The sequence below is a fragment of the Stenotrophomonas sp. HMSC10F06 genome, from assembly GCF_001807865.1.
GTDB classification, from domain to species: domain Bacteria; phylum Pseudomonadota; class Gammaproteobacteria; order Xanthomonadales; family Xanthomonadaceae; genus Stenotrophomonas; species Stenotrophomonas bentonitica_A.
Window position 1 is genome coordinate 118,914 of sequence record NZ_KV791299.1, and the last position, 25,030, is coordinate 143,943.

General features: G+C 67.7%; 24 protein-coding genes. 14 read left to right on the forward strand and 10 right to left on the reverse strand.

The features are described 5' to 3' along the window. Nucleotides 1-7: 7 nt before the first annotated feature. Nucleotides 8-346, forward strand: coding sequence for a hypothetical protein (locus tag HMPREF3113_RS14775; RefSeq protein ID WP_026069862.1), 339 nt, complete (start codon nucleotides 8-10; stop codon nucleotides 344-346). Here the strand turns inward: HMPREF3113_RS14775 and HMPREF3113_RS14780 are convergent. The 4 genes from HMPREF3113_RS14780 to HMPREF3113_RS14795 form a co-directional block, all read right to left on the reverse strand. Continuing rightward, nucleotides 319-1,821, reverse strand: a complete 1,503-nt coding sequence (locus HMPREF3113_RS14780) for an efflux transporter outer membrane subunit (RefSeq protein WP_254665304.1) — start codon at nucleotides 1,819-1,821, stop codon at nucleotides 319-321. The two genes, HMPREF3113_RS14775 and HMPREF3113_RS14780, sit on opposite strands and share 28 nt — an antisense overlap. Further along, complete coding sequence (locus HMPREF3113_RS14785) at nucleotides 1,821-2,876, reverse strand: HlyD family secretion protein (RefSeq protein WP_070473650.1); 1,056 nt, start codon at nucleotides 2,874-2,876, stop codon at nucleotides 1,821-1,823. The genes HMPREF3113_RS14780 and HMPREF3113_RS14785 overlap by 1 nt, the downstream gene beginning before the upstream one ends. Nucleotides 2,877-2,893: 17 nt before the next feature. Further along, nucleotides 2,894-4,408: an MFS transporter gene (locus HMPREF3113_RS14790; RefSeq protein WP_139146383.1), complete on the reverse strand. Its 1,515-nt coding sequence runs from the start codon at nucleotides 4,406-4,408 to the stop codon at nucleotides 2,894-2,896. 207 nt (nucleotides 4,409-4,615) lie between these two features. Next, complete coding sequence (locus HMPREF3113_RS14795; RefSeq protein WP_046273490.1) at nucleotides 4,616-5,530, reverse strand: LysR family transcriptional regulator; 915 nt, start codon at nucleotides 5,528-5,530, stop codon at nucleotides 4,616-4,618. 148 nt (nucleotides 5,531-5,678) lie between these two features. Between HMPREF3113_RS14795 and HMPREF3113_RS14800 the strand changes: the two genes are divergently transcribed. Continuing rightward, a complete protein-coding gene (locus tag HMPREF3113_RS14800; protein WP_070473653.1) occupies nucleotides 5,679-6,125 on the forward strand; it encodes a universal stress protein in 447 nt (148 codons plus the stop codon). A 121-nt stretch (nucleotides 6,126-6,246) separates the two neighbouring features. Here HMPREF3113_RS14800 and fghA read toward each other — a convergent pair whose 3' ends face one another. From fghA to HMPREF3113_RS14815, 3 genes are read right to left on the reverse strand one after another with little or no spacing between them, the layout of a single operon-like run. Further along, nucleotides 6,247-7,077: an S-formylglutathione hydrolase gene (gene fghA, locus HMPREF3113_RS14805; RefSeq protein ID WP_070473655.1), complete on the reverse strand. Its 831-nt coding sequence runs from the start codon at nucleotides 7,075-7,077 to the stop codon at nucleotides 6,247-6,249. Between the two features lie 48 nt (nucleotides 7,078-7,125). Beyond that, nucleotides 7,126-8,235 carry an S-(hydroxymethyl)glutathione dehydrogenase/class III alcohol dehydrogenase gene (locus tag HMPREF3113_RS14810; protein WP_019183748.1) on the reverse strand — a complete coding sequence of 370 codons (1,110 nt, stop codon included), beginning with the start codon at nucleotides 8,233-8,235 and terminating at the stop codon, nucleotides 7,126-7,128. Nucleotides 8,236-8,290: 55 nt separating this feature from the next. Continuing rightward, entirely contained in the window at nucleotides 8,291-8,566 is a 276-nt protein-coding gene (locus HMPREF3113_RS14815) for a metal/formaldehyde-sensitive transcriptional repressor (RefSeq protein ID WP_019183747.1), read from the reverse strand. 124 nt (nucleotides 8,567-8,690) lie between these two features. Between HMPREF3113_RS14815 and HMPREF3113_RS14820 the strand changes: the two genes are divergently transcribed. Further along, on the forward strand, nucleotides 8,691-8,951 hold the full coding sequence (locus HMPREF3113_RS14820) for a hypothetical protein (RefSeq protein WP_070473657.1): 261 nt from the start codon (nucleotides 8,691-8,693) through the stop codon (nucleotides 8,949-8,951). A 39-nt stretch (nucleotides 8,952-8,990) separates the two neighbouring features. Here the strand turns inward: HMPREF3113_RS14820 and HMPREF3113_RS14825 are convergent, their stop codons facing one another. After that, complete coding sequence (locus HMPREF3113_RS14825; protein WP_019183745.1) at nucleotides 8,991-9,875, reverse strand: LysR family transcriptional regulator; 885 nt, start codon at nucleotides 9,873-9,875, stop codon at nucleotides 8,991-8,993. Between the two features lie 106 nt (nucleotides 9,876-9,981). Between HMPREF3113_RS14825 and HMPREF3113_RS14830 the strand changes: the two genes are divergently transcribed. After that, the gene (locus HMPREF3113_RS14830; RefSeq protein WP_070473659.1) at nucleotides 9,982-11,040 is read left to right on the forward strand and encodes an NAD(P)-dependent alcohol dehydrogenase; all 1,059 of its coding nucleotides are present in this window, start codon (nucleotides 9,982-9,984) and stop codon (nucleotides 11,038-11,040) included. A gap of 63 nt (nucleotides 11,041-11,103) precedes the next feature. On the opposite strand, the gene HMPREF3113_RS14835 is transcribed toward HMPREF3113_RS14830, so the two are convergent. After that, entirely contained in the window at nucleotides 11,104-12,468 is a 1,365-nt protein-coding gene (locus HMPREF3113_RS14835) for a glutamate--cysteine ligase (protein ID WP_070473663.1), read from the reverse strand. A gap of 207 nt (nucleotides 12,469-12,675) precedes the next feature. Here HMPREF3113_RS14835 and HMPREF3113_RS14840 point away from each other — a divergent pair, with 207 nt between their 5' ends. The 3 genes from HMPREF3113_RS14840 (at nucleotide 12,676) to HMPREF3113_RS14850 (ending at nucleotide 15,285) form a co-directional block, all read left to right on the forward strand. Continuing rightward, nucleotides 12,676-13,374 carry a VIT1/CCC1 transporter family protein gene (locus HMPREF3113_RS14840; protein WP_070473665.1) on the forward strand — a complete coding sequence of 233 codons (699 nt, stop codon included), beginning with the start codon at nucleotides 12,676-12,678 and terminating at the stop codon, nucleotides 13,372-13,374. A 3-nt stretch (nucleotides 13,375-13,377) separates the two neighbouring features. After that, nucleotides 13,378-14,211, forward strand: a complete 834-nt coding sequence (locus HMPREF3113_RS14845) for a helix-turn-helix transcriptional regulator (RefSeq protein WP_070473667.1) — start codon at nucleotides 13,378-13,380, stop codon at nucleotides 14,209-14,211. A 96-nt stretch (nucleotides 14,212-14,307) separates the two neighbouring features. Then, complete coding sequence (locus HMPREF3113_RS14850; protein WP_070473669.1) at nucleotides 14,308-15,285, forward strand: MBL fold metallo-hydrolase; 978 nt, start codon at nucleotides 14,308-14,310, stop codon at nucleotides 15,283-15,285. Nucleotides 15,286-15,438: 153 nt separating this feature from the next. On the opposite strand, the gene yihA is transcribed toward HMPREF3113_RS14850, so the two are convergent. Next, nucleotides 15,439-16,062 carry a ribosome biogenesis GTP-binding protein YihA/YsxC gene (gene yihA, locus HMPREF3113_RS14855; protein ID WP_070473671.1) on the reverse strand — a complete coding sequence of 208 codons (624 nt, stop codon included), beginning with the start codon at nucleotides 16,060-16,062 and terminating at the stop codon, nucleotides 15,439-15,441. A 155-nt stretch (nucleotides 16,063-16,217) separates the two neighbouring features. Between yihA and HMPREF3113_RS14860 the strand changes: the two genes are divergently transcribed. From HMPREF3113_RS14860 to betA, 7 genes are all read left to right on the forward strand, one after another. Continuing rightward, entirely contained in the window at nucleotides 16,218-17,015 is a 798-nt protein-coding gene (locus HMPREF3113_RS14860) for a c-type cytochrome (protein ID WP_070473673.1), read from the forward strand. Nucleotides 17,016-17,144: 129 nt separating this feature from the next. Continuing rightward, complete coding sequence (locus HMPREF3113_RS14865) at nucleotides 17,145-17,789, forward strand: thiol:disulfide interchange protein DsbA/DsbL (protein WP_019183737.1); 645 nt, start codon at nucleotides 17,145-17,147, stop codon at nucleotides 17,787-17,789. A gap of 122 nt (nucleotides 17,790-17,911) precedes the next feature. Further along, on the forward strand, nucleotides 17,912-18,739 hold the full coding sequence (locus HMPREF3113_RS14870; RefSeq protein WP_070425927.1) for a thiol:disulfide interchange protein DsbA/DsbL: 828 nt from the start codon (nucleotides 17,912-17,914) through the stop codon (nucleotides 18,737-18,739). A gap of 50 nt (nucleotides 18,740-18,789) precedes the next feature. Then, entirely contained in the window at nucleotides 18,790-19,527 is a 738-nt protein-coding gene (locus HMPREF3113_RS14875) for an endonuclease/exonuclease/phosphatase family protein (protein ID WP_026069860.1), read from the forward strand. 122 nt (nucleotides 19,528-19,649) lie between these two features. Further along, entirely contained in the window at nucleotides 19,650-21,629 is a 1,980-nt protein-coding gene (gene betT, locus HMPREF3113_RS14880; RefSeq protein WP_070473675.1) for a choline BCCT transporter BetT, read from the forward strand. Nucleotides 21,630-21,663: 34 nt separating this feature from the next. Continuing rightward, the gene (betB, locus tag HMPREF3113_RS14885) at nucleotides 21,664-23,136 is read left to right on the forward strand and encodes a betaine-aldehyde dehydrogenase (RefSeq protein ID WP_070473677.1); all 1,473 of its coding nucleotides are present in this window, start codon (nucleotides 21,664-21,666) and stop codon (nucleotides 23,134-23,136) included. A 25-nt stretch (nucleotides 23,137-23,161) separates the two neighbouring features. Continuing rightward, entirely contained in the window at nucleotides 23,162-24,832 is a 1,671-nt protein-coding gene (betA, locus tag HMPREF3113_RS14890) for a choline dehydrogenase (protein ID WP_070473679.1), read from the forward strand. Nucleotides 24,833-25,030 lie beyond the last annotated feature (198 nt).

Genomic DNA, 25,030 nt, shown 5'->3' on the forward strand with positions numbered 1-25,030 from the left:
GGTAACCATGCCAGTTAGTTACGACATCAGCTTGCCGGATCCGGCCAAGGCGCGCGGCAACGATCCGGACCTGTCCTTCCGCGCCCAGGGTGCGGCCGGGCTGGCCGAAGAACTCGAGAACGCCCTGCGCACCACGGTGCTGTTCGACCGTTGGCGCGCCAAGCAGGACGATCCCGATGCGGTCGATCCGCAGTGGGGCGCGACCGATCCGGCCGCGACCGTGACCGGCGCGCAGGATGATCTGCGCATCAACCTGTGCGCCACCACCAGCATCGACAGCGAGGTGTTCAAGCAGCGCCTGCGCATGCTGGCCGGCAGTCACTGGGAACTGCGCAACGTGCGTTGATCGGCGTTGCCCGCCCCGCTGGCAGCCGGTGCGCTGCCAGCGCGGGTCACGCCTTCCTCCACCTCGCGCCAGCCGCCACCCAGCGCGCGATACAGATCCACCCGTGCGATCGCAGCCGCCGCCTGGCTGTCAGCCAGCGCTGCCTGGTTGTCCAGCGCGATGCGCTGGGTGGTCAGCACGTCGAGCATATCGATCACCCCGGCTTGGTACTGACGACGCGCCGCCGCCAACGCACGCTCACTTTCCTGCACCGCCACCTGCAGCGCCTGCCCACGCTGCTGCTCTGCGCCGTAGCCGCCGATCGCATCGTCCACCTCGTGCCAGGCCTGCAGCACGGTCTTCTGGAACTGCAGCCCGGCCTGGCGTTCCTGCAACCGGCTCAGGGCCAGGTTCGCCTTGAGCCGGCCGCCCTGGAAGATCGGCAGACTGATCGCCGGGCCGATGCTGAAGCGATGTGCATTCCACCCGTCCAGGTCGTCGAGCTGCCTGGCCTGAAAACCGGCATCGCCAGTGAGGGTGATGCGTGGCAGGAAGCTGGTCTTGGCCACGCCGATGCCAGCCGTCGCCGCGTGCAGCGCCGCTTCGGCGCGGCGGATGTCCGGGCGGCGTTTGACCAGATCGCTGGGCAGGCCGGTTGCCAGTGCCGGCAGCGCCGGCCAGTCATGCCGCGCCGCGTCCAACTGTTCATCCAAGGCCCGTGGCGAACGTGCCAACAGCATGGCCAATGCATTGCGCAGCTGCGATTGCCGGTGCTGCAGCGGCGCCAGCCGCGCCTCCAGCGCGGCCACCTGCGCGGCCGCGCTGGCGACCTGCAGCGTGGTCGCCACGCCCTGCTGCTGGCGGGCCAGGGTCAGCCGCTGCACGTCGCGTGCGATGTGCAGATTGTCCTCGGTGATGGTCAGCAACTGTCGCGTGGCACGCAGTTGCAGGTACGTACGGGCGGTTTCGGCCATCACCGCGGTCTGCACCGCGTGCCAGTCTTCGTTGGCGATCTGCACGCGGGCATCGGCGATCTCGACCTGGCGGCGCACACGCCCCCATAGATCCAGTTCCCACCCAAGGCCGATACCGGCCTGGAACAGCCCGTAGTCCTCGCGCCCGGCATTGCCGGACGGATCGTTCAAACCCACTTCGCTGTTGCGCGCACGGGTGGCGCCGACCGTCGCGCCGACGGCCGGGACGCGGTCGGCGGCGCTGCTCCGGCGCAGCGCGCGGCTCTGCGCGACGCGGTTGGCCGCCAGCTGCACATCCAGATTGGCGCGCATGGCCTGGCTCGCCAGCGCCACCAGCAGCGGATCCTCGAAGCCGTTCCACCACGCCGCGTCATCAGCGAAGGCCGCCGAGGTGATCACGCCACCCTCCCACTGCGCGGGCAGGCTTGCCTGGGGCCGCACGAAGTCCGGGCCGAGGGTGCAGGCCGCCAGTGCGGTGCACAGCGCGCTGCCTGCCATCAGGCGCACCGTCTGCCGGCGCATCATGCGCCCTCCCCCGGCAGCCCACGCCCGCCGCTGTCCAGATCCACGCGCGCCTCCACCGACATACCCGCGCGCAGCTGGCCGGCCAGCGGCTGGCCTTCGTCGAGCACGATCTTCACGGGTATCCGCTGCACCACCTTGGTGAAGTTGCCGGTCGCGTTCTCCGGCGCGATCGCGGCGAAGGTCACCCCGGTTGCCGGGGCGATGCTGTCGATCCGGCCGTGCAGCGACTGGCCGGGGAACACATCCACCTGCACGTCTACGCGCTGTCCGGCGTGCATGCGCGTCATCTGCGTTTCCTGGAAGTTGGCGACGACGAATGCCTGCTGCAGCGGCACCACCGCGAGCACCGGCGTGCCCGGGGTAAGGTAAGCCCCCACGCGTACGGCGCGGCGGCCGACCATGCCATCGATCGGCGCACGCAGCTCGGTGTGCGACAGATCCAGTTCGGCTCGGGCCTGCGCGGCTTCAGCCCGCTGCACGGCGGCCTGCGCGGACTGCACGCTGGCGCTCAGCAGCGCGATGCGTTGGCGCGCATTGAGTACGGCAGCGGTGCCCTGCTGCAGGTGCGCACCGGCCACGGCCTGGCGCGACTGCGCCTGCTGCGCGTTCTGCACGGTGCCTGCGCCATCACTGGCCAAGGCCTGGTAACGGCGTTGATCGGCCTGGGCGAGACGGAGTTCGGCGCGACTGACATCCACACCGGCCTGGGCCTGGTCGATCACCGAGCCCTGCTGCGCCAGTGCGGCCTGCGCGCTGGCCAGTTGCGCCCGCGCATTGGCAAGATCCGCCCGGGCCGTGGCCAGCGCGACCTGGTAGTCGCGGTCATCGATGCGTGCGAGCACATCGCCCGCCTTGACTCTCTGGTTGTCCTGAACGCGCACCTCGCTGACGAAGCCAGCGATCTTCGGCGCGACCACGGTGAAGTCCGCGGTGACATAGGCATTGTTGGTGGTTTGATGGCGGCCGTCGCGCAGCAGCCACCAGACACCGCCAGCGAACAGCAGCAGGCCGGCGGCGATGACGAAGGGAACGGAGTTGCGATGCAGGGACACGGGGGAGTTCCTAGGATTCAAGCCACGGCACGTGGCGGATGGATGCGTGTGGGCAACCACGGAATCAGCGCGATCAGCGCCACCGCCACCCACGCCACGATGAGATAGAGATCGGCCGAGGTCAGCGCCACCACCTGCGCATGCAGGCGAGCACCCAGCCCTGGCGCGGTGCTGGCGTCGAGCCAGGGCGCGTTGCCGATCCGGTCGACCAGCACGGTCGAATGCAGGTGGCTGCGCACGGTGGTGACCGCCTCGAGTACGCCACCGGCAAGCACCGCGGCGAACCCTTTGACCGTGTTGAACCACGCCGAGGCGAACGGGCCATCGGTCGGCGCCAGGCTGCCGGTGGCCAGCAGCAGCAACGGCAGCACCGCCATCGGCTGGGCGATGATCTGGATCACCTGCAGCCATGCGAAGTTGTCGCGGTGCCACTCGGTGGTCAGCTGCGCACCGAGGCCGCAGGCCAGTGCCAGCAGGCCCAGGCCGATCGCCTGCACCCAGCGGCTGTCCACCCGGCGCTGGTTGAGCAGGGTGGCCACCAGCGGCAATGCAATCAGCTGCGGCAGCGCGACCCACAGCAGCATCGGCGCGGTCTGCAGCGGTCGGTACCCCTGCACTTTGGCAAGGAAGCTGGAGGGAATCATGATCACCGCCAGCAGCACGAACAGCACGCCACCCAGCGTGATCAGGGCGTAGGTCAGATTGCGGTTGGCCAGCAACTGCAGCTTGAAGAACGGCAGCGGGTGCGACCATTCGTTGTAGAGGAACAACGCCAGCAGTCCGCTGCCGCCACCGAGCAGCAGGCAGATCAACGGCGAGGCGAACCAATCCAGGCGCGGGCCCTGCACCAGCCCGATCACCAGCATCACCAGCGCCGGAAACCCGAGTGCCAGGCCGACACCGTTGAACTGCGCGAACCGTTCAAGACGCAGTGGATCCTGTGGCAGCCCCCAGGCCACCATGCCCAGCGCGGCCAGGCACCACGGCACGATCTGCCAGAACGCCCACTGCCAGCCCACGAACTCCACCCACAGGGCCGCCATCGGCGTGCCCAGGCTCGGCCCGAAGGTCGCGGTCAGCGCGTAACCGGCCAGGCCGTACAGCTTGATGCCCGGCGGCAGGAAACGCAGCGCCACGCTCATCAGCAGCGGCGGCAGCGCCCCACCGGCCAGGCCCTGCAGCGCACGCAGGATCAGGAACGAGGGCAGGTCCGGCGCGAACGGGCACACCACGCCCAGCACCATGAAGGCACCGATCATCACCATCGCAAAGCGGCGCAGCGAGAAGGTCACCGCACACCACGGTGCGAACGCCATCGCACTGACCGACATCGCCGTGTACAGCGCGATGATCCAGCTGCCGTCATCGACGCTGAAGCCCATCGCACCCCGGATGTCGGCCAGCGCTACCTTCGTGACGTTTTCGTTGATGCCCGAGATCAGCACGGCCAACAACACACCGCACAGGCCGACCACCAGGCGCAGGCCGAACGCCGTCTGCGCCGGCAGTGCAGCCGGTGCAGCAGGCGCCATCGGCAGCGGCGCGGGCACGGCAGTCATCGTGCACCGCCGGCGGGCGGATGGGGCAGTGGGAACAACAGGGACATGGGGCCACTCCACGACGGGGAGCGGCAGTCTAGGCAGGGCCGATGTTGCGAAAAATGCTGCGTCGGCCATCGCTGGCGTGCGTCACGCGCACGCCTCGCCGGTCGCCTTGCGGGTGGACCTGGCCGTTGCCGGTCAGGCCTGCGTGGGCTCCGCGTCGCACATCGCCTTGATGCTGCGGCGCAGCCAGCGATGCGCCAGGTCGCTGTCCAGGCGGGGATGCCATGCCTGCACGACAATCGCGCTACGCACCGGAATCGGCAGCTCGAACAGGCGCAGCGGAACCCCGAGGCGTTCCAGCCGGGCCAGCATCACGCTGGGCATCTGCGGCAGGATCAGGTCCGAATCGGCTGCGGCGAAGATCGCCGAGTGGAAGGTCGGCATGATCTGCGCGACCCGCCGGCTCAGGCCCAGCGCCTCCAGATCCTCATCGATCGGGCCATACCAACGGCCACGCCGCGATACGGCAATGTGGTCGAAGGCCACGAAGCGCTCGGCGGTGATCTCCCCGGCAAAGATCGGGTGGGCCTCGTGCGCGGCACCGAAGAACGAGGTGCTGAACAGGTTCTGCACCTTGGTATCGGCACTGAGTTTGCCGGCGGCGCTGATGTGCAGATCGATCCGGCCCTGCTCCATTGCGTCGTCATCGCCATCGCCCTCGGGGACGAAGCGCAGCACCGAACACGGCGCCTGCGCCTTGAACAGTTCGCGCATCCGCCCACCGTAGGTGCCGACGAACACATCATTGGCGCGGATGCTGAAGGTGCGCTCCAGCGTCATCATGTCGACCTCGCGGCCGGCGTTGAACACCAGGTGTGCCTGCTCGATCACCCCACGCACCTGCTCGCGCAGCTGCAGCGCGCGCGGGGTCGGGGCCAGCCCGCGGCCGGCACGGACCAGCACCGGATCGCCGAGCGCCTCGCGGATGCGGCCCAGGGTGCGGCTCATCGCTGGGGCACTGAGGTTCATCCGCCGCGCCGCACCCACGACGCTGCCCTCCTCGATCAGGGCATCCAGGGCGATGAGCAGGTTCAGATCGGGCATGGTCACGGCAGTATCACCTTCAACGTGTGGCGGTGACTTTACTGCAATCCAAACCCCCTATTCGTGCGTTGCACGCACTACTCGCCTGCGGCACACGGCATGGGTCCAGTGCGGGCAGTAGGCGACCCTAGCGGCCCCTCTTCCGAGAATGCCGATGTTCACCAAGATCCTCGTTGCCCTGGATGGCGGCCCCCAGCATGCGCAGGTACTGGAGCTGGCGGCCTCATTGGCCGGCCCTGTCTCGCGCCTGCACCTGCTGTGCGTGCTGGACCCGGCCTTCGCGCTGGCCGACGACGCACCCCGTGCCGAGCACGCCGAGTATCCGGCCGCCGACGCCCAGGTCCACCAGGCCGAACAGCTGCTTTCCAACGCGCTGGGCCGCCTGCGCGAGCGCGGCATCGATGGCCTCGGGCATCACCCGGCCGGCGAACCGGCGCAGGTGATCTGCGACCATGCCCGCCAGCACGGCTGCGACCTGATCGTCATCGGCCACCGCCACCTGTCGCGGCTGGAGCGCCTGCTGGATCGCTCGGTCGGGCAATGGACGGTGGACCATGCGCCGTGCCCGGTGCTGGTGGAAGTGCGCGGCGGCGAGGCCTGAGCGGGGCACGCCGAGTAAGGCGCCACGCCCAGGCACGCGCTCCCGGGCCGTGCCGGGTCCCCTTGCCCGGCCCGGTTCGGCGCGTGTCGCCGCCGCCCAGCGGCGGGTCCACCGGTGTGCCTCAGGCGTACAGCGCCTTGGCGTGGTGCGCGATGTGCTCGCCGATGAAGCTGCTGATGAAGTAATAGCTGTGGTCGTAACCGGGCTGCAGGCGCAGCGTCAGCGGATGACCGGCCGCCGTGCAGGCGGCCTGCAGCCATTGCGGCTGCAGCTGGTTGTCGAGGAACTCATCGCCACCGCCCTGGTCGACCAGCAATGGCAGGCGCTCGGTGGCCGTGGCCACCAGTTCGCTGGCATCCCAGGCCGCCCAGCTGGCGCGGTCCTCGCCCAGGTAGGCAGTGAACGCTTTCTGGCCCCACGGCACGCGCGTCGGCGCGACGATCGGCGAAAACGCCGACACGCTTTTGTAGCGGCCGGGATTCTTCAATGCGATCACCAGCGCACCGTGGCCCCCCATCGAGTGGCCGCTGATGCTGCGCGCGCCTGTGGTCGGGAAATGCGCGTCGATCAGGGCCGGCAGTTCGTCCACCACGTAGTCGTACATGCGGTAGTGCGCCGCCCACGGCTGCTCGGTGGCGTTCAGATAGAAACCAGCGCCCTTGCCCAGGTCGTAGCCTTCGGCATCGGCGACGTCATCGCCGCGCGGGCTGGTGTCCGGCGCAACCAGGATCACGCCGTGCTCGGCGGCATAGCGCTGCGCGCCGGCCTTGGTAATGAAGTTCTGTTCGTTGCAGGTCAGCCCGCTCAGCCAGTACAGCACCGGCAGCTTCTGCGTGGCCGCCTGCGGCGGCAGGTAGACGGCGACATTCATCTCGCAGCCCAGCACCTGCGAGGCATGGCGGTACACGTCCTGCCAACCGCCGGAGGCGGCGCGGTGTTCGATGCGTTCCATGGGGATTCTCCGTAGGGGCGGCGCGGATCGCGCGCCGCCCGTGGTAGCTCAGAAATGCACGACCGAGCGGATCGACTTGCCTTCGTGCATCAGGTCGAACGCATCGTTGATCTCGTCCAGGCCCATCGTGTGGGTCACGAACGGCGCCAGTTCGATATCGCCCTTCATGGCGTCTTCGACCATGCCCGGCAGCTGGCTGCGGCCCTTGACACCACCGAAGGCGGTGCCCTTCCACGAGCGGCCGGTAACCAGCTGGAACGGACGGGTCGAGATTTCCTGGCCCGAGCCGGCCACACCGATCACCACCGACTGGCCCCAGCCACGGTGCGCGCATTCCAGCGCGGCGCGCATCACGTTGACGTTGCCGATGCATTCAAACGTATGGTCCACGCCCCACGTGGTCATCTCCACGATGACCTGCTGGATCGGCTTGTCATGGTCCTTCGGGTTGATGCAATCGGTCGCACCGAACTGCTTGGCCAATTCGAACTTGGAGGGGTTGGTATCGATCGCGAAGATGCGGCCGGCCTTGGCCTGGCGCGCGCCCTGGATCACCGCCAGGCCGATGCCGCCCAGCCCGAACACCGCCACCGAATCGCCTTCCTGCACCTTGGCGGTGTTGTGCACCGCGCCGATGCCGGTGGTCACGCCGCAGCCGAGCAGGCAGACGTGTTCCGGGTTGGCTTCCGGATTGATCTTGGCCAGCGAGACTTCGGCCACCACGGTGTACTCACTGAAGGTGGAGCAGCCCATGTAGTGGTAGATCGGCTCGCCGTTGTAGCTGAAGCGGGTAGTGCCATCGGGCATCACGCCCTTGCCCTGGGTGGCGCGCACGGCCACGCACAGGTTGGTCTTTCCGCTCTGGCAGAACAGGCACTCACCACACTCGGCGGTGTACAGCGGGATCACGTGGTCGCCCGGCTTGACGCTGGTGACGCCCTCGCCCACTTCGACCACGATGCCCGCGCCTTCATGGCCGAGCACCGCCGGGAACAGACCTTCCGGATCATCGCCGGACAGCGTGAACGCATCGGTATGGCAGACACCGGTGTGGGTGATCTTGACCAGCACTTCGCCCTTCTGCGGCGGCGCGACATCGATCTCGACGATCTTCAACGGTTCGCCAGCGGCGAAGGCAACGGCGGCACGGGATTTCATGGGAAGCACTCCAAGGCAGGGAACAAAGATGGGCAGTACGCGGGCACCCGCGCACTCATTTCAGATAGGAACGGATCAGCATGCTCATCTCGCGCACGCGCTCATCGCGCTGCGCATCGGATTGGGCCGGTTGCCCGAACTCTTCGCGCAGATGCGCCTCCATCACTTCGGACATCAGCCCGTTGACGGCACCACGGATCGCGGCGATCTGCTGCAGCACCGGACCGCATTCGGCCCCGGCTTCCAGCGCGCGGTCGAGTGCATCGCACTGGCCGCGGATCCGACGGACCCGGGCGAGAACGCGCTTTTTTTCCTGCGGTGAATGGGGCATGGGGCAAAAGGCCGGTTAACTATACTGGGGGTTAGTATACAGGATCGAAGTATCCAGGCCATTGACAGGCTCCCCGCTTGACACGAACAATCCAGGCAGAACGCCGCACGTGCCAGCCGGCGTCATGGACGACATCACATTTGCCATGCAGGTTCACCTTCGGATGCCAACGCGACGCGCAGTGTTCCCTTATCTTTTCCTCCTTGCCGGCGGTGCGTTGCTGCTTCGTGCCATGCATGTGCTGTCATCGCCGCTCGCAGGCACCACGGGACAGGCAGCGGCCTATGCCGATGGATACGCGGCCGGACAGGTGGTTGCCGGCGCGCTGCTCGTGGCTGCTGCCGTGAGTCTCATTGCACTGGGTTGGCGCAGGCTGCGCTGCTGACCCGTCCGTGGCATCAGCCTGGCAGGCCCAGGCGCTGACCTATCCGCGCAGCAGATCAATGAACGCCCGCAGCGCAGACGACATCTGCCGCTGCCGTGGGTAATACACCGCAAAGCCGGCGAACGGCTCGCTCCAGTCCTCCAGCACGGCAACCAGCCGGCCATCGTCCAGATACGGGCGCGCGGAATCTTCCAGCACGTAGGCGAGCCCCAACCCGTCCACCACCGCCTGCAGGATCGTGTTCTGATCACCCAACGTGAGGCGCCCGGGCACGTCGATCTCCAGTGCCTGGCCATCGCGTTCGAACTGCCACTTGTAAAGGTGGCCGCTGGCGAAGCGGAACCGCACACACTCGTGTCGATGCAGATCACGGGGGTGCTGCGGTATCTCCCGCCCCGCCAGATAGGAGGGCGCACCCACGATCAGGCCGCGCAGCGCCGGCCCCAGTGGCACGGCCACCATGTCTTCCGGCACCGATTCGTGCAGGCGCACGCCAGCGTCGTAACCGCCGGCGACGATATCCACCAGGCCATCGTCCTGGGCCAACTCCAAACGCACATCCGGGTGCGCAAGCAGGAACTTCGCCAGGCGTGGGCCGAGCTGGGTCTGGACGGCGGCGCGGGTGGCGTTGATGCGCAGCAGGCCGGCCGGTGCCGCGCGGAAGTGGTTCATCTCTTCCAATGCGTCATGCACCTGCCCCAGCGCGGGCTGCAGGCGCTCGAGCAGGCGCTGGCCGGCTTCGGTGAGGGCGACGCTGCGGGTCGTGCGATGGAACAGACCCACGCCCAGGCGTTCTTCCAGCGCGCGGATAGCGTAGCTGACCGCCGAGGTGGACAGCGCCAGTTCCGCCCCGGCCTTGCGGAAGCTGCGGTGGCGGGCCACGGCGGCGAAGGCGGCGAGGTGGGTCAGGTTGTCAGTGGCCATGATTATCCCGTTTTACTTGATGAATCATGCCGATATCCTGACTTTTTGTGCACGGGATCGGGGCGTATTGTAAAGCGCCTTTCTACAAACCTGCCAAGGATTCCCCATGTCCCTCGCCCATGGTTATGCGGTGCACGACCAGACCGCGCCGCTGGTGCCGTTCTCCTTCGAACGTCGCCCGGCCGGTCCCGATGACGTCCGCATCGAGATTCTCTTCAGTGGCATCTGCCACTCCGACCTGCACCAGGCCCGCGACGATTGGGGTGGTTCCAAGTTCCCGATGGTGCCCGGCCACGAGATCATCGGCCGCGTGACCGAGGTCGGTGCCAACGTCACCCGCTTCAAGGTGGGTGACTTCGCCGGCGTCGGCTGCATGGTCGATTCCTGCCGCCACTGCGCCGCCTGCGACGAAGATCTGGAGCAGTACTGCGAGAAGGGCGCGACGTTCACCTACAACAGCACCGAGCGCGAGAGCGGCCAGCCGACCTTCGGCGGTTACTCCGACCACATCGTGGTCGAGCAGCGCTTCGTGGTGAAGGTGTCCGAGACGCTCGACCTCAAGGCCGCCGCACCGCTGCTGTGCGCAGGCATCACCACCTACTCCCCGCTGCGCCACTGGAAGGTCGGCCCCGGCCAGAAGGTCGGCGTCATCGGCCTGGGCGGCCTGGGCCACATGGGCGTGAAGTTCGCCAAGGCGATGGGCGCCACCGTGGTGATGATCACCACCACCCCGGAAAAGGGTGCCGATGCCAAGCGCCTCGGCGCCGATGAAGTACTGGTCTCGCGCGATCCGGCGCAGATGAAGGCCCACGCCGGCAGCTTCGATTTCCTGCTCAACACCATCCCGGTCAGCCACGACACCAACCCGTACATGGGCCTGCTCAAGCGCGATGCGACGATGTGCCTGGTCGGCGTGTTGACCGAGCTGGATCCGCCGCTGATGGGCGCTGCGATGATGTTCGGCCGCAAGCACATCACCGGCTCGGCGATTGGCGGCATGGCCGAAACGCAGGAGATGATGGACTTCTGTGCCGAGCACAACATCGTCAGCGACGTGGAAGTGATCGACATCAAGACCGTCAACGAGGCCTGGGAGCGCATGGCGAAGAACGACGTTCGCTACCGCTTCGTGATCGACATGGCCACGCTGGAAAAGGCGGCCTGATCCTTCCGCACAGGCATGAAAAAACCCCGGCAATGCCGGGGTTTTTTGTTGATCAATGCGAACTCAGTACGCGAATTCCTTGAACACCGGATCGATGTTGCCGCCCCACTCGCCATGGAACAGCGCCAGCTTGCGATCGGCCGGGGTCAACCCGGAATCGACGATCTCCTGCAGCACCTCCAGGAACTTGCTTTCGTCCTGGCCATCGGCGTTGCGCGCAGCGCGGCGCTTGAGGCCGGCCACGGCGATCTTCAGGGCCTCGCGCGACAGGTCCAGCACGGTGCCGTTGCGGAACGGCAGCTTCAGCCCATGCCACGGCACGCCATCACGCAGGACATTGCGCTCGACCAGGCTGAAATCTCGCACCAGGTCCCACGCCGCATCCAATGCGGCATCGTCGTACAGCAGCCCCACCCAGAACGCGGGCAGCGCACACAGGCGGCTCCACGGGCCGGCATCGGCACCGCGCATTTCCAGGTACTTCTTCAAGCGCACTTCGGGGAAGGCGGTGGTCATGTGGTCGGACCAGTCGCGCAGCGTGGGCAGCTGGCCCGGCAGCACCGGCAGCTTGCCGACCATGAAATCGCGGAAGCTCTGGCCGCTGGCATCGTGGTACCTGCCATCGCGGTAAGAGAAGTACATCGGCACATCGAGCAGGTAATCCACGTAACGCTCGTAACCGAAGCCGTCTTCGAACACGAAGTCGAGCATGCCGGTGCGGTCGTTGTCGGTGTCGGTCCAGATGTGCGAGCGGTAGCTCTGGTAGCCGTTCGGCGCACCTTCGGTAAAGGGCGAATCGGCGAACAGCGCGGTGGCGATCGGCTGCAGCGCCAGCGACACGCGGAACTTCTTGACCATGTCCGCTTCGGTGGCGTAGTCCAGGTTGACCTGCACCGTGCAGGTGCGGGTCATCATGTCCAGGCCGAGCGTGCCGACCTTGGGCATGTACTCGCGCATGATCTTGTAGCGCCCTTTGGGCATCCACGGCATCTCATCGCGCGTCCACTTCGGCTGGAAGCCCATGCCGAGGAAGCCCAGCTGCAGTTCGCCGGCCACCTGCGCCACCTCGTTGAGGTGGGTGCCGGTTTCCACGCAGGTCTGGTGGATGGTTTCCAGCGCCGCGCCGGACAGTTCCAGCTGGCCCGCCGGTTCCAGCGTCACCGAGGCGTTGTCGCGCAGCAGTGCGATAGTGCGTCCGTCTTCCTGCACCGGGTCCCAGCCGAAGCGGGTCAGGCCGGTGAGCAGCGCTTCGATGCCGCGGTCGCCATCGAAGGTGGGCGGGCGCAGATCGTCCAGGCGGAAGCCGAACTTCTCGTGCTCGGTGCCGATGCGCCACTGCGCCTGGGGCTTTTCGCCGGAGGCCAACGTGGCGACCAGTTCATTACGGTCGGTGATCGGCGTCTCGGCGACGTGGCTGGGGCTCGACAAGGGGAGGCTCGCAGAATTCTGGTCAGGGCGGGGATGTGGGGTTCGCGCCCCCGCATCGCAAGAGCGCACTATATCGTGGCGTCCCCTGCCGTCGTGTCACCGTGACGGTTTTCAGCATCCTACTGGCATGGGCTTGACGCTGCGTCGCCCCCGCCGCGGCTGCGAGTCATTCCGCCGCGGGCCGTCGCGACCCCCTAAACTGATCCAATGAGTCGATCCCGACATCCGGAAGTCCATCGCTCCGACCGCGTCGGCTGGCTGCGTGCCGCCGTGCTTGGCGCCAATGACGGCATCGTCTCGGTGGCCGGGCTGGTGGTCGGCATCGCGGCCAGCGGTGCCACGGCGTCGACCATCGTGGCCACCGGCATCGCCGGGACCGTGGCCGGTGCGATGTCGATGGCGGCTGGCGAGTATGTTTCGGTGCAGTCGCAGGCCGATACCGAGCTGGCCGACCTGGCGGTGGAAAAGCGCGAGCTGCACGAAGACCCGCACAGCGAGCTGGAAGAGCTGGCGGCCATCTACCGGCAGCGTGGGCTGAGCCCCGCGCTGGCGCACGAGGTGGCCACCCAGCTGACGGCGCACGACGCGCTGGGCGCCCACGCCCGCGATGAGCTGGGCATCACCGACGAGCTGCGCGCGCGCCCGATGCAGGCAGCGATGGCCTCGGCCGGCGCCTTCGTCAGCGGCGCGGCGTTGCCGGTGCTGACCGCCCTGCTCGCCCCGCATGCCTACGTCGGCCAGGCAACCACCATGGTGACGCTGCTGGGGCTGTGCCTGACCGGCACGCTGGCCGCGCACGCCGGCGGTGCCCCGCGCCTGCGCGGTGCGTTGCGCGTGACGTTCTGGGGCGCCATTGCGATGGCTGCGGCGGCGCTGGTCGGACACCTGTTCAACGTGGCAGGCTGAGCCATGTCCATCCCGATCGACACCACCGCTTCGCTGCTGGCGAGACTGGCCAGCCTGGCCGACTGCCAGCGCGCCGATGGCTACGCCTGCATCACCGCACGCCGCGAGCATGGCGCCTCCTCGGTGGACATCCCGCAGCCACAGTTCGCCATCCTCCTGCAGGGACGCAAGCAGGTTCGCACCGCGCAGCAATCCCTGGAATTCGCCCCGGGCGATCTGTTCCTGATCACCCGTCGGTGCCGCATCGATGTGGTCAACATTCCCGATCCGCACAGCGGCCTGTACCTCAGTGCGATCGTGCCGCTGTGCGCCGAAGCGCTCACGGCCGCCCGGGCGCTGTGGAACGAGCCCCTGCCCGACGCCGGTGACGCGCTGGCACGGCTGCCGCTGACCGAGCATGGCGCGATGCTGCTGCAATGGCGGCAGGCGCTGGAGCAGGGCCACTACACCGAAGCGCGGTTGGCGCTGGCCGGGCTGGCCGTGGCGTTCTGCCGGCGCGGACATGGCAGCCTGCTGATTCCACCCGAGCCCAGCGTGGCTGATCGCATCCGCGATCTGATCGCGGCCCAGCCCGAGCGCGACTGGCAGTCACGCGATTTCGAAGCGCAGCTCGGGCTCAGCGGTGCGACCCTGCGGCGGCGCTTGGCCAGCGAGCAGTCCAGCGTGCGCGAGCTGATCACCGATGCGCGGCTGGCGCATGCCATGAGCCTGCTCTACACCACCCGGTTGCCGCTGAAAACGGTGGCCGCGCGCGTGGGCTACCGCTCGCTGGGCAGCTTCAACAAGCGCTTCGCCGAACGTTACGGGTTGGAACCGGCGGCGATCGGCAACAGCTGAGCGCGAGCGGATCGCGCGGCATTCTGAGCGGAACGCAGCCGACCAGGCGCGCAGCATGGAGGCACCGCGGCGCCGCCGCCCTGTCCGGAACCTGCCATGCCTTTCCCCCGCGTTCGCACGCTTGCCACCGCCGTGTTGCTGGCCGTTGTCGCCAGCCCCGCATGGGCCACCACCACACACACCCCGCGCGGGCAGGTGCCCGGCGTCTACCACCAGCAGATCGGCACGTTGCAGGTCACTGCCCTGTTCGACGGCACGGTCGCACTGGGCCGACAGGAACTCGTCGGGATCGCTCCCGGCGCGGTCACCCGCCTGCTCGATCACCGCTACGTGCCCGAGGATGGCAAAGGCCTGCAGACCGCGGTCAACGCCTACCTGGTGCAGCAGGGCGATCACCTGACATTGGTCGATACCGGCACCGCGCAGTGCTTCGGCCCCGGGCTGGGCCAGGTGCTGGGCAACCTGCGCAAGGCCGGCTATGACCCGGCCGAGGTGGATGATGTCGTGCTGACCCACGCCCACCCCGACCACCTGTGTGGCCTGCTGGATGCGCAGGACACGCTGGCCTACCCGAATGCCACGGTGTGGCTGTCCGCCGCCGATGCGGCGTTCTGGCTGGATCCGGCCAGTGAAGCCACCGCGCCGCAGGGCGTCCGGTTTGCCTTCGCATTGGCACGCAAGGCGGTGGCACCGTATGAAGCGAGCGGGAAATTGAAGCGCTTTGCCCCTGGCGACACGTTGCCGACCGGGATCACCGCATTGGACAGCCACGGCCACACCGTCGGGCATGTGTCTTATCGGATCGATGGTGGCGCCGGCCAGCAGCTGCTGGTGTGGGGCGACATCGTGCATTTCCATGCCGTGCAGTTCGCCCAGCCGCAGGCCTCCTATGAAGCCGACAGCGACCGCACGGCTGCGATCGCCAGTCGGCGCCGGATGATGGCGCAGGCTGCGGATCAGGGCTGGTGGGTGGCCGGCGCGCACCTGCCGTTCCCAGGGCTGGGGCATGTGCGCCGCGAAGGAGAGGCGTTCGCGTGGGTGCCGGGCGAATTCTCGCCGTTACCGGCGAAATGAGGGGACACGACCGCGCCGTACACCGGGCGTCAGGCGCATTCGGGTAGTGCCGGCCGCTGGCCGGCTCCCGATACATCTGATGGAAAGCGCAGCCGGCCAGCGGCCGGCACTACCCGGCGCCGCGCGGCCCGTTGGACCGCGGCAACGCCCGGATCAGGCCGCTTCGGGCGCCGGCTTGTTCAGGCCCAGCCAGCCGCCGATGATCCCGCGGGCTTCATCCACGCCCTGGCGGGCGGGGCCGGAGAAGGTCTGCACGCTGACGGTATCGCCGAAGGAGGACTGCAGTTCCTTGCGCACCTTCTGCAGGGCGATGCCCTGCTGGCCACGGCCGAGCTTGTCGGCCTTGGTCAGCAGCGCGTGCGCGGGCAGGCCGCGCTGCACGGCATAAGCCAGCATCTGGCGATCGTAGTCCTTCAGCGGGTGACGGATGTCCATCACCACCACCAGGCCACGCAGGGCCTCGCGGGTACGGAAGTACTGGTCGATGAAGGCCTGCCAGTGCGCCTGCAGGTCCAGCGGGACCTTGGCGTAGCCGTAACCGGGCAGATCGACCAGCTTGGCCTCCGGGGTGACCTCGAAGAACACCAGCTGCTGGGTGCGGCCGGGGGTCTTGGAGACCCGGGCCAGGCTGTTCTGGCGGGTGAGGGCGTTGAGGGCACTGGATTTGCCGGCGTTGGAGCGACCGGCAAAGGCGACTTCCGCGCCCACGTCTTCCGGCAATTGCCGGGTGTTGTGGGCCGAAAGCAGGTATTGGGCGCGTTCGAGGAGCAATGACATGGGCATAGGATCGCATGTCCGGGGCTGCTCCGCGCTGTCTGCCCCCGGTTTTGCTGCACCCTGCGTTGACCGTGGCGTGAAACGGCGTTGATAATCGGGCGATCCCCGTGGTTGCGGTCCCGCAACCGCCAGGCCGGTCCACACGGAGCTTCCGCATGCGCCATGCTCGCGTTCTTGCCGTTTCCGCACTTGCTGTCTCGCTGCTCGCCGCCGTTGCCGTTGCCCAGACCTCGATCACCCCGTTGCCGGACAACGGGCCGATCAGGACCGCCTCGCTGGAGGTCGATTTCAGCAAAACCACCTGGGGCGATCCCAAGGCCGGGCAGACCAAGGCCGCGGCCTGCGCAGCCTGCCACTCGGCCGATGGCAACTCCACGGTGGAGATGTACCCGAGCATCGCCGGCCAGAGCGAGCGTTACAGCGCCCAGCAGATGGCCCTGATCGCCAATGGCCAGCGCACCTCCGGCGCCTCGGCGGCAATGGTGCCGTTCGTGCAGGACCTCACCCCGCAGGACATGCGCGACATCGGCGCCTATTTCGCCACGCAGAAGGCCACGGCCGGCATCGCCGACGATGGCGCGGTCACCGAAGGCCCGTATGCCGGCAGGAAGTTCTATGAGATCGGCCAGCAGCTGTATCGCGGCGGCGATGCCGAGCGTGGCATCCCGGCCTGCATGGCCTGCCACGGCCCCACCGGCGCCGGCAACCCGGGCCCGGCCTACCCGCATATCAGTGGCCAGCACGCGGCCTATGTCGCGCGTCGCCTGCAGGAGTACCAGGCCGGGACCACCCAGGAGACCGACAAGGCCCACTTCCAGATCATGGCCACGATCGCCAAGTCGTTGACCGAGCAGGAAATCCAGGCCTTGGCCAGTTACCTGCAGGGCCTGCACAACCGGGCCGATGACGTGGCCGCGGCAACGCCGGTCGCGGGGGGCGCGCAGGCACCCTGACCACCGCCCACACCGCAGCGCATCCCCTTGGTCGGATGACAGATGCGGCCGCCTTGGCTGGCGGGGTATGTTCACTGCCACGCCGGCGACTGGGCCGGCGTCGTTTTTTCTGTATGGAGATGGATGTAGATGACGTTGATGCCCCGCCTGATGCTGTTGCTGCTGGCCCTGAGCCCGTTGAGCACCCTCGCTGCCCCCCCGGCCCCGCTGGTGGAGGGCAAGGATTACGACCGCATCGCCGACGCCGGACCGTTCGCGCCGCTGGCCGGCAAGATCGAAGTCGTGGAGATGTTCGGCTACACCTGCCCGCACTGCGCGCATTTCGAGCCGCAGTTGGAAGCCTGGGCCGCCAAGCTGCCCAAGGACGTCCGTTTCACCCCGGTGCCGGCCGCCTTCGGCGGTGTCTGGGATTCGTTTGCCCGCGCCTACTACGCTGCCGATCAGCTGGGCGTGGCCAAGCGCAGCCACCGCGCGATGTTCGATGCCCTGCATGAGAAGGGCTCGCTGCCGATGCAGAACGTCTCGCCGGACGAACTGGCCGCGTTCTACCAGGGCTTCGGCGTGGCGCCGCCGCAGTACATCGCCGCGCTCAGGAGCGATGCGGTGGATGCCAAGGTGAAGGCCGCCCGCGCCTTCGCCCTGCGCACCAAGGTGCCGGGTACGCCGACGCTGATCGTCAACGGCGTGTACCTGGTCAAAGGCGACTCGTTCGAGTCCATGCTGCGCAATGCAGATGCCCTGATCGCCCGCGCGCGCAGCGGCAAGGCGCTCTGACAGCGCTCGCTGAACCATCACGCACCGTGCACGCGGGACGCTCGTTTCCGCGTGTCATCATGCTTCCCTGGCCGACGCTCCCAGCGTCGGCCCCACCATGCTCATCCGCTGGAGATGCTTCGATGAAGACCCGTTTCGCCATTACGCTCATGGCCCTGCTGCCGATCCTGGCTGCCTGCAAGGCCCAGGACGGTACCGCCAACACCACCGCCCCGGCCGAACCGGCCGCCCCGAGCAGCACCCCGGCTACCGAAACGGCCACGCCGACCGAGCAGGCCCCGGCCGCCAGCGGTGAAACCGCCGCCGCCGAGACCGCCGCTGCCGAAGCCACCACCCCGGCGCCCGCCCCCGCCTCCTCGCGCCCGACCGGCCCGGAACCGGTCGCCGGCACCGACTACGTGGTGATCGAAAACGGCCAGCCGTTCCAGCCGGCCACCGGCAAGATCGAAGTCGCCGAGATCTTCGGTTACGTGTGCCCGGCCTGCGCCGCGTTCCAGCCGCTGATCGGACCGTGGAAGGCCGGCCTGCCGAGCGACGTCAGCTTCGTCTACGTGCCGGCCATGTTCGGCGGTACCTGGGATGACTACGGCCGTGCGTTCTATGCCGCGCAGGCCATGGGCCTGCAGGAAAAGACCCACGAAGCCATGTACGCGGCGATCCACGCCGAGCAGAGCCTGAAGGGCGAGCGCGGCCGTGATTCGGTCGAAGATATCGCCAACTTCTACGGCAAGCACGGCGCCGACCCGAAGCAGTTCGCCGCGATGATGGGCAGCTTCGCCATCAACGCCAAGACCAACTCGGCCAAGCAGTTCGCCCAGCGCAGCAAGATCAGCGGCACCCCGTCGGTGATCGTCAATGGCAAGTACCTGGTCAAGGGCAAGGGCTTCCCGGACATGCTGCGCATCGCCGATCACCTGATCGCGCGCGAACGCGCGGCCAAGGCCAACTGATCCTGCGATAGCCAACCGTCGTGACCTCCCCCCACACGCGGACCCTGCGCCTGCTGACGGCCAACATCCAGGCCGGTTCGAGCACCCGCCGTTACAGTGACTACGTGACCCGCAGCTGGTCGCACGCACTGCCGGCCGGGCGCAAGCGAACCAGCCTGGATGCCATCGCGCAGATGGCCCGCGAACACGACATCGTCGGCCTGCAGGAGGCCGACCCGGGCAGCCTGCGCTCGGGCTTCACCAACCAGACCCACTATCTGGCCGAGCGTGCCGGCTTCAATTACTGGAGCCACCAGCCCAACCGCCGGATGGGTGGGGTCGCCTCCAGCGCCAACGGCCTGCTCAGCAAACTCGAGCCGGTCGAGGTCCAGGACCACGCCCTGCCCGGCCGGATCGGCGGGCGCGGCGTGCTGCTGGCCAAGTTCGGTGAAGGCAGCCAGGGCCTGGCGGTGGCGGTGGCGCATCTGTCCTTGGGGACCAATTCGCGCATGTCGCAATTGGCCTTCATTGCCGATCTGCTCTCCGACCACCCCAACGCCGTGCTGATGGGCGATTTCAACTGCCTGGCCGAACGGCCGGAAATGCAGGTGCTGTACCAGAAGACGACGCTGCAGCCGCCAGGCTGCGTGGTGCCGACCTTCCCCAGCTGGCGCCCGGACCGGGCGATCGACCACATCCTGCTCAGCGACGGCCTGCAGCAACGCAGTGCCGAAGCCGTGCCGGCCGCGTTCTCCGATCACCTCGCACTGGCGATGTCGATCGATGTGCCGACCAGCGCGCTGCGCTGACCCCCTGGTCACCCGCCGCCCTTGCGCGGCGGGCATCGTGACCATGTAAACAGGCTGTCCACAGGCGCTGTGCGATAAATCCCGCCGTCTGCCGCTCCGGCACCGGGAGTATCCCCCACCCCATGAGTACCGTGGAGCCGCCTCTGCCCGAGGTGCGCACGCTTCGACCCGTGTTCCTGCTTGCCGCCACGATCGTGGCGGCATTCGCCATTCTGGTCACCGTGTTTCCCATCGATGCCGGCGTGATGCTGCTCGATGCCCAGACCTGGGCCTCGCGCAATGTCGGCTGGTATTACCTGCTGGCGATGACCGTGTACCTGGTGTTCGTGGTCGGCGTGGCGTTGTCCGGCTATGGCAGCGTCAAGCTGGGCGCGGACCACGACGAACCGGAGTTCAGCTATCTGTCCTGGGCCGGCATGCTGTTCGCCGCCGGCATCAGCATCACCCTGTTCTTCTTCTGCGTCTCCGAGCCGCTGACCCATTACCTGCTGCCGCCGCAGGGCGGCACCGGCAGTGGCGAGGCCAGCGCGCGCCAGGCGATGCAGCTGCTGTTCCTGCACTGGGGCCTGCATGGCTGGGGCGTGTTCGCGCTGGCGGCGATGGCGCTGGCCTACTTCGCCTACCGCCACAACCTGCCACTGGCGCTGCGCTCGGCGCTGTATCCGCTGATCGGCAAGCGCATCAACGGGCCGATCGGCTACACCGTGGATGCCTTGGGCATCGTGGCCACCGTGTTCGGCCTCGGCGCGGACATGGGCTTTGGCGTGCTGCATCTCAACGCCGGCCTGAACACCTTGTTCCCGGTGCCGCACGCGGCCTGGGTGCAGGTCGGGCTGATCGTGCTGATGATGGGCGCGGCGATCACCGTGGCCGTGTCCGGCGTGGAGAAAGGCGTGCGCTGGATGTCCAACATCAACATGCTACTGGCGATCTCGCTGCTGCTGTTCATGCTGTTCGCCGGCCCCACCCAGTACCTGCTCAACGCCTTCATCCAGAACATGGGCGACTACCTGGGCAACGTGGTCGGCAAGAGTTTCGATGTGTACGCCTACGGCGGGCGCCCGGACTGGCTGGGCAACTGGACGGTGTTCTACTGGGCTTGGTGGATCGGCTGGGCGCCGTTCGTGGGCCTGTTCATCGCGCGCATCTCGCGCGGCCGCACCATCCGTGAGTTCGTGCTCGGCGTGCTGCTGATCCCGCTGGGGTTCACCCTGGCCTGGCTGTCGATCTTCGGCAACAGCGCGCTGGACCAGATCCTGCACCATGACCAGGTGCACCTGGCGCAGATGGCGGTGGAGAACCCACCGACCGTGCTGTACGCGCTGCTGGAAAGCTACCCGTGGAGCCGCGCCGTCATCGCCGTCACGGTGATCGTCAGCTTCATCTTCTTCGTCACCTCGGCCGATTCCGGCACGGTCGTGCTGTCCACGCTGTCCTCGCAGGGCGGCAATCCCGAAGACGACGGCCCGCGCTGGCTGCGCGTGTTCTGGGGCGTGATGACCGGCCTGGTCACCGCCGGGCTGCTGCTGGCCGGCAGCATGGATGCACTCAAATCCGCCGTGGTGCTGGCTTCGCTGCCGTTCTCGGTGGTGCTGCTGCTGATGCTGTGGGGGCTGACCCGTGCGCTGGGCGAAGAGTCGCAGCGCAAGAAGGCCTCGCAGTACTCGCCGATCCCGTTGATCGGGCAATCGCGGCATCAGCGCGGCTGGCGCCAGCGCATCACCCAGGCAGTGCATTTCCCGGTACGCGACGAGGTGTACCGGTTCATGGATACCGATGTGAAGCCGGCGATCGAAGCAGTTGCCGCGCAGCTGCTCGAACAGGGCCTGGACGTGCGGACGAAGTTCGAGCCGGGCCACATGGAACTGCTGGTGGACCATGGCGAGCAGCAGGTGTTCACCTACCAGGTGATCATGCGCGGCTACCTCACGCCTTCGTTCGCCGCGCAGCGCTTCCGCAACCAGCGTTACTACCGCGCCGAAGTGCATCTTTATGAAGGTGGACAGGACTACGAGCTGTTCGGCTACAGCCGCCAGCAGATCATCAACGACATCATCGATCAGTACGAGCGTCACCTGCAGTTCCTGCATCTCACGCGTTGACGCACTGATCTCCCGCTGCAAAGGAGTCACCGACATGCCTACCCTCCCCGACCAGCTGCTCTACATCGGCGGCCGCTACGTTCCCTCCCAGGGCGGACAGACCTTCCAGGTCATCAATCCGGCCAACGGCGAGCTGCTCGCCAACGTCCACAGCGCCAACAGCGACGATCTCGACGCTGCCGTGGAGAGCGCCCAAGCCGGCCAGAAAGCATGGGCCGCGCTGACCACCGTGGAGCGCTCGCGCATCCTGCTGCGGGCGGTCGCGCTGCTGCGCGAGCGCAACGATGCACTGGCCGAGCTGGAATCGCGCAACACCGGCAAGGCCCTGAGCGAAACGCTCAGCGTGGACGTGGTCACCGGTGCAGACGTGCTGGAGTACTACGCCGGCGTCATGCACGGGCTGGAAGGCAGCCAGGTGCCGCTGCGTGAGAGCAGCTTCTTCTACACCCGGCAGGAGCCCCTTGGCGTGGTCGGCGCGATCGGTGCCTGGAACTACCCGATCCAGATCGCGCTGTGGAAGGCCGCCCCCGCGCTGGCCGCCGGCAACGCGATGATCTTCAAGCCCAGCGAAGTGACGCCGCTGACCGCGCTGAAGCTGGCGGAAATCTTCACCGAGGCCGGCCTGCCCGATGGCGTGTTCAACGTGCTGCCTGGCGATGGCGCCGGCGTCGGCTCGGCATTGACCGAGCACCCGCTGATCGAGAAGATCTCCTTCACCGGCGGCACCGCCACCGGCCGCAAGGTGATGGCCAGTGCCTCCAGCTCCACGCTCAAAGACGTCACCATGGAGCTGGGGGGCAAGTCGCCGCTGATCATCTGCGCCGACGCCGATCTGGATCTGGCCGCCGACGTGGCGATGATGGCCAATTTCTACAGCTCCGGCCAGGTGTGCACCAACGGCACCCGCGTGTTCGTGCCGCGCAGCATCCTGGCCACGTTCGAAGCCAAACTGCTGGAACGGGTCAAGCGCATCCGTATCGGCGACCCGCTGGCCAAGGACACCAACTTCGGCCCGCTGGTCAGCGCCGCGCACATGCAGCGCGTGCTTGAGCACATCGCCAGCGGCAAGGCCGAGGGTGCACGGCTGGTCTGCGGCGGCGAACGGCTGACCGACGGCGCGCTGGGCAAGGGCTGCTATGTGGCACCGACGATCTTCAGCGATTGCCGCGATGACATGCGCATCGTGCGCGAAGAGATTTTCGGACCGGTGATGAGCCTGTTGGCGTACGACGACGAAGACGAGGCCATGCGCCGCGCCAACGACACCGATTACGGTCTCGCCGCCGGTGTGGTGACGCCGGACCTGGCGCGCGCGCATCGCCTGATCCATCAGCTCGAGGCCGGCATCTGCTGGGTCAACAGCTGGGGCGAATCGCCGGCACAGATGCCGGTGGGCGGTTACAAGCAGTCCGGTGTCGGCCGCGAAAACGGCCTGGCCACGCTGCGCGCCTATACCCGCACCAAGTCCATCCAGATCGAACTGGACCGCTACGCGTCGGTGTTCTGAACCGGCCTTACCAGGAGACACCGCGATGAAGCGCGAGTACGACTACATCATCATCGGCGCCGGTTCGGCCGGCAACACGCTGGCCGCGCGCCTGACCGAAGACGCCGGCGTCAGCGTGCTGCTGCTGGAAGCCGGTGGGCCGGATTACCGGATGGATTTCCGCACCCAGATGCCGGCCGCACTGGCCTATCCGCTGCAGGGCCGGCGTTACAACTGGGCGTATGAAACCGAGCCGGAACCCTACATGGACAACCGGCGCATGGAGTGCGGCCGCGGCAAGGGCCTGGGCGGTTCCTCGCTGATCAACGGCATGTGCTACATCCGCGGCAACGCGATGGACTTCGACCAGTGGGCCAGCTTCGACGGCCTGGAGGACTGGAGCTACCACGACGTGCTGCCCTACTTCCGCAAGGCGGAAACGCGCGACATCGGCGCCAACGATTATCACGGCGGCGACGGCCCGGTCAGCGTGGCCACGCCGAAGAACGGCAACAACGTGCTGTTCCACGCGATGGTCGAGGCCGGCGTGCAGGCCGGCTACCCGCGCACCGACGACCTCAACGGCTACCAGCAGGAAGGCTTCGGCCCGATGGACCGCACGGTGACCCCGCGCGGGCGCCGCTCCAGTACCGCGCGCGGTTACCTGGACATGGCCAAGGACCGCGAGGGACTGGAGATCGTGGTGCACGCCACCACCGACCGCATCCTGTTCGCCGGCAAGCGCGCGGTCGGTGTGCGCTACCTGGCCGGCAACAGCGCCGAGCCGATCGACGCCACCGCACGCCGCGAGGTGCTGCTGTGCGCCGGTGCGATCGCCTCGCCGCAGATCCTGCAGCGCTCCGGCGTGGGCGCGCCGGCATTGCTGGCCGCCCTCGGCGTTCCACTGGTGCACGACCTGCCCGGCGTCGGCGAGAACCTGCAGGACCACCTGGAGGTGTACATGCAGTACGCCTGCAAGAAGCCGGTCTCGCTGTACCCGGCGCTGCAGTGGTGGAACCAGCCGGCGATCGGTGCGGAGTGGCTGTTCGCCGGCACCGGGATCGGCGCCAGCAACCAGTTCGAAGCCGGTGGCTTCATCCGTACCCGGGAGGAGTTCGACTGGCCGAACATCCAGTACCACTTCCTGCCGGTGGCGATCAATTACAACGGCACCAACGCGGTCAAGGAGCACGGCTTCCAGGCGCATGTGGGGTCGATGCGCACGCCCAGCCGCGGCCGCGTGCATGCGAAGTCGCTGGACCCGCGTGAGCACCCCTCGATCCTGTTCAACTACCAGTCCACCGATCAGGACTGGCAGGAATTCCGCGATGCGATCCGCATCACCCGCGAGATCATCGCCCAGCCCGCGCTGGACGAGTACCGCGGCCGCGAGATCAGTCCGAGCGCCGAGTGCCAGACCGATGCGGAGCTGGATGCCTTCGTGCGCGCACATGCCGAGACCGCCTACCACCCCTCCTGCTCGTGCGCGATGGGCACCGATGCGATGAGCGTGGTGGACGGCCAGGGCCGTGTGCACGGGATGGAGAGCCTGCGTGTGGTGGATGCCTCGATCATGCCGCGCATCATCACCGGCAACCTCAACGCCACCACGATCATGATCGCCGAGAAGATCGCCGACCGGATCCGGGGGCGTGCTCCGCTGCCGCGCAGCACGGCGGCGTATTACGTGGCCGGGGACGCACCGGCCAGGCGCTGAGGGCGCCGCGATCCATGGGTAGGCGCCGACCGTTGGTCGGCGCACGAATCCGGGCAATGCCAGCCGCTGGCCGGCATCGCGCACATCCCGGTAGTGCCGGCCGCTGGCCGGCTCCGCGCGAATCCTGGTAGTGCCGGCCGCTGGCCGGCTCCGCAGCACCGTTGGATCATGAGGAGCCGGCCAGCGGCCGGCACTACC

What these genes read in the sequence shown, in the direction of transcription:
- HMPREF3113_RS14775 (WP_026069862.1), top strand. Translation starts at nt 8, where the DNA reads ATGCCAGTTAGTTACGACATCAGCTTGCCGGATCCGGCCAAGGCGCGC.
- HMPREF3113_RS14780 (WP_254665304.1), bottom strand. Translation starts at nt 1,821, where the DNA reads ATGCGCCGGCAGACGGTGCGCCTGATGGCAGGCAGCGCGCTGTGCACC.
- HMPREF3113_RS14790 (WP_139146383.1), bottom strand. Translation starts at nt 4,408, where the DNA reads ATGGCGCCTGCTGCACCGGCTGCACTGCCGGCGCAGACGGCGTTCGGC.
- HMPREF3113_RS14800 (WP_070473653.1), top strand. Translation starts at nt 5,679, where the DNA reads ATGTTCACCAAGATCCTCGTTGCCCTGGATGGCGGCCCCCAGCATGCG.
- fghA (WP_070473655.1), bottom strand. Translation starts at nt 7,077, where the DNA reads ATGGAACGCATCGAACACCGCGCCGCCTCCGGCGGTTGGCAGGACGTG.
- HMPREF3113_RS14810 (WP_019183748.1), bottom strand. Translation starts at nt 8,235, where the DNA reads ATGAAATCCCGTGCCGCCGTTGCCTTCGCCGCTGGCGAACCGTTGAAG.
- HMPREF3113_RS14815 (WP_019183747.1), bottom strand. Translation starts at nt 8,566, where the DNA reads ATGCCCCATTCACCGCAGGAAAAAAAGCGCGTTCTCGCCCGGGTCCGT.
- HMPREF3113_RS14820 (WP_070473657.1), top strand. Translation starts at nt 8,691, where the DNA reads ATGGACGACATCACATTTGCCATGCAGGTTCACCTTCGGATGCCAACG.
- HMPREF3113_RS14825 (WP_019183745.1), bottom strand. Translation starts at nt 9,875, where the DNA reads ATGGCCACTGACAACCTGACCCACCTCGCCGCCTTCGCCGCCGTGGCC.
- HMPREF3113_RS14830 (WP_070473659.1), top strand. Translation starts at nt 9,982, where the DNA reads ATGTCCCTCGCCCATGGTTATGCGGTGCACGACCAGACCGCGCCGCTG.
- HMPREF3113_RS14840 (WP_070473665.1), top strand. Translation starts at nt 12,676, where the DNA reads ATGAGTCGATCCCGACATCCGGAAGTCCATCGCTCCGACCGCGTCGGC.
- HMPREF3113_RS14845 (WP_070473667.1), top strand. Translation starts at nt 13,378, where the DNA reads ATGTCCATCCCGATCGACACCACCGCTTCGCTGCTGGCGAGACTGGCC.
- HMPREF3113_RS14850 (WP_070473669.1), top strand. Translation starts at nt 14,308, where the DNA reads ATGCCTTTCCCCCGCGTTCGCACGCTTGCCACCGCCGTGTTGCTGGCC.
- yihA (WP_070473671.1), bottom strand. Translation starts at nt 16,062, where the DNA reads ATGTCATTGCTCCTCGAACGCGCCCAATACCTGCTTTCGGCCCACAAC.
- HMPREF3113_RS14860 (WP_070473673.1), top strand. Translation starts at nt 16,218, where the DNA reads ATGCGCCATGCTCGCGTTCTTGCCGTTTCCGCACTTGCTGTCTCGCTG.
- HMPREF3113_RS14865 (WP_019183737.1), top strand. Translation starts at nt 17,145, where the DNA reads ATGACGTTGATGCCCCGCCTGATGCTGTTGCTGCTGGCCCTGAGCCCG.
- HMPREF3113_RS14870 (WP_070425927.1), top strand. Translation starts at nt 17,912, where the DNA reads ATGAAGACCCGTTTCGCCATTACGCTCATGGCCCTGCTGCCGATCCTG.
- betT (WP_070473675.1), top strand. Translation starts at nt 19,650, where the DNA reads ATGAGTACCGTGGAGCCGCCTCTGCCCGAGGTGCGCACGCTTCGACCC.
- betB (WP_070473677.1), top strand. Translation starts at nt 21,664, where the DNA reads ATGCCTACCCTCCCCGACCAGCTGCTCTACATCGGCGGCCGCTACGTT.
- betA (WP_070473679.1), top strand. Translation starts at nt 23,162, where the DNA reads ATGAAGCGCGAGTACGACTACATCATCATCGGCGCCGGTTCGGCCGGC.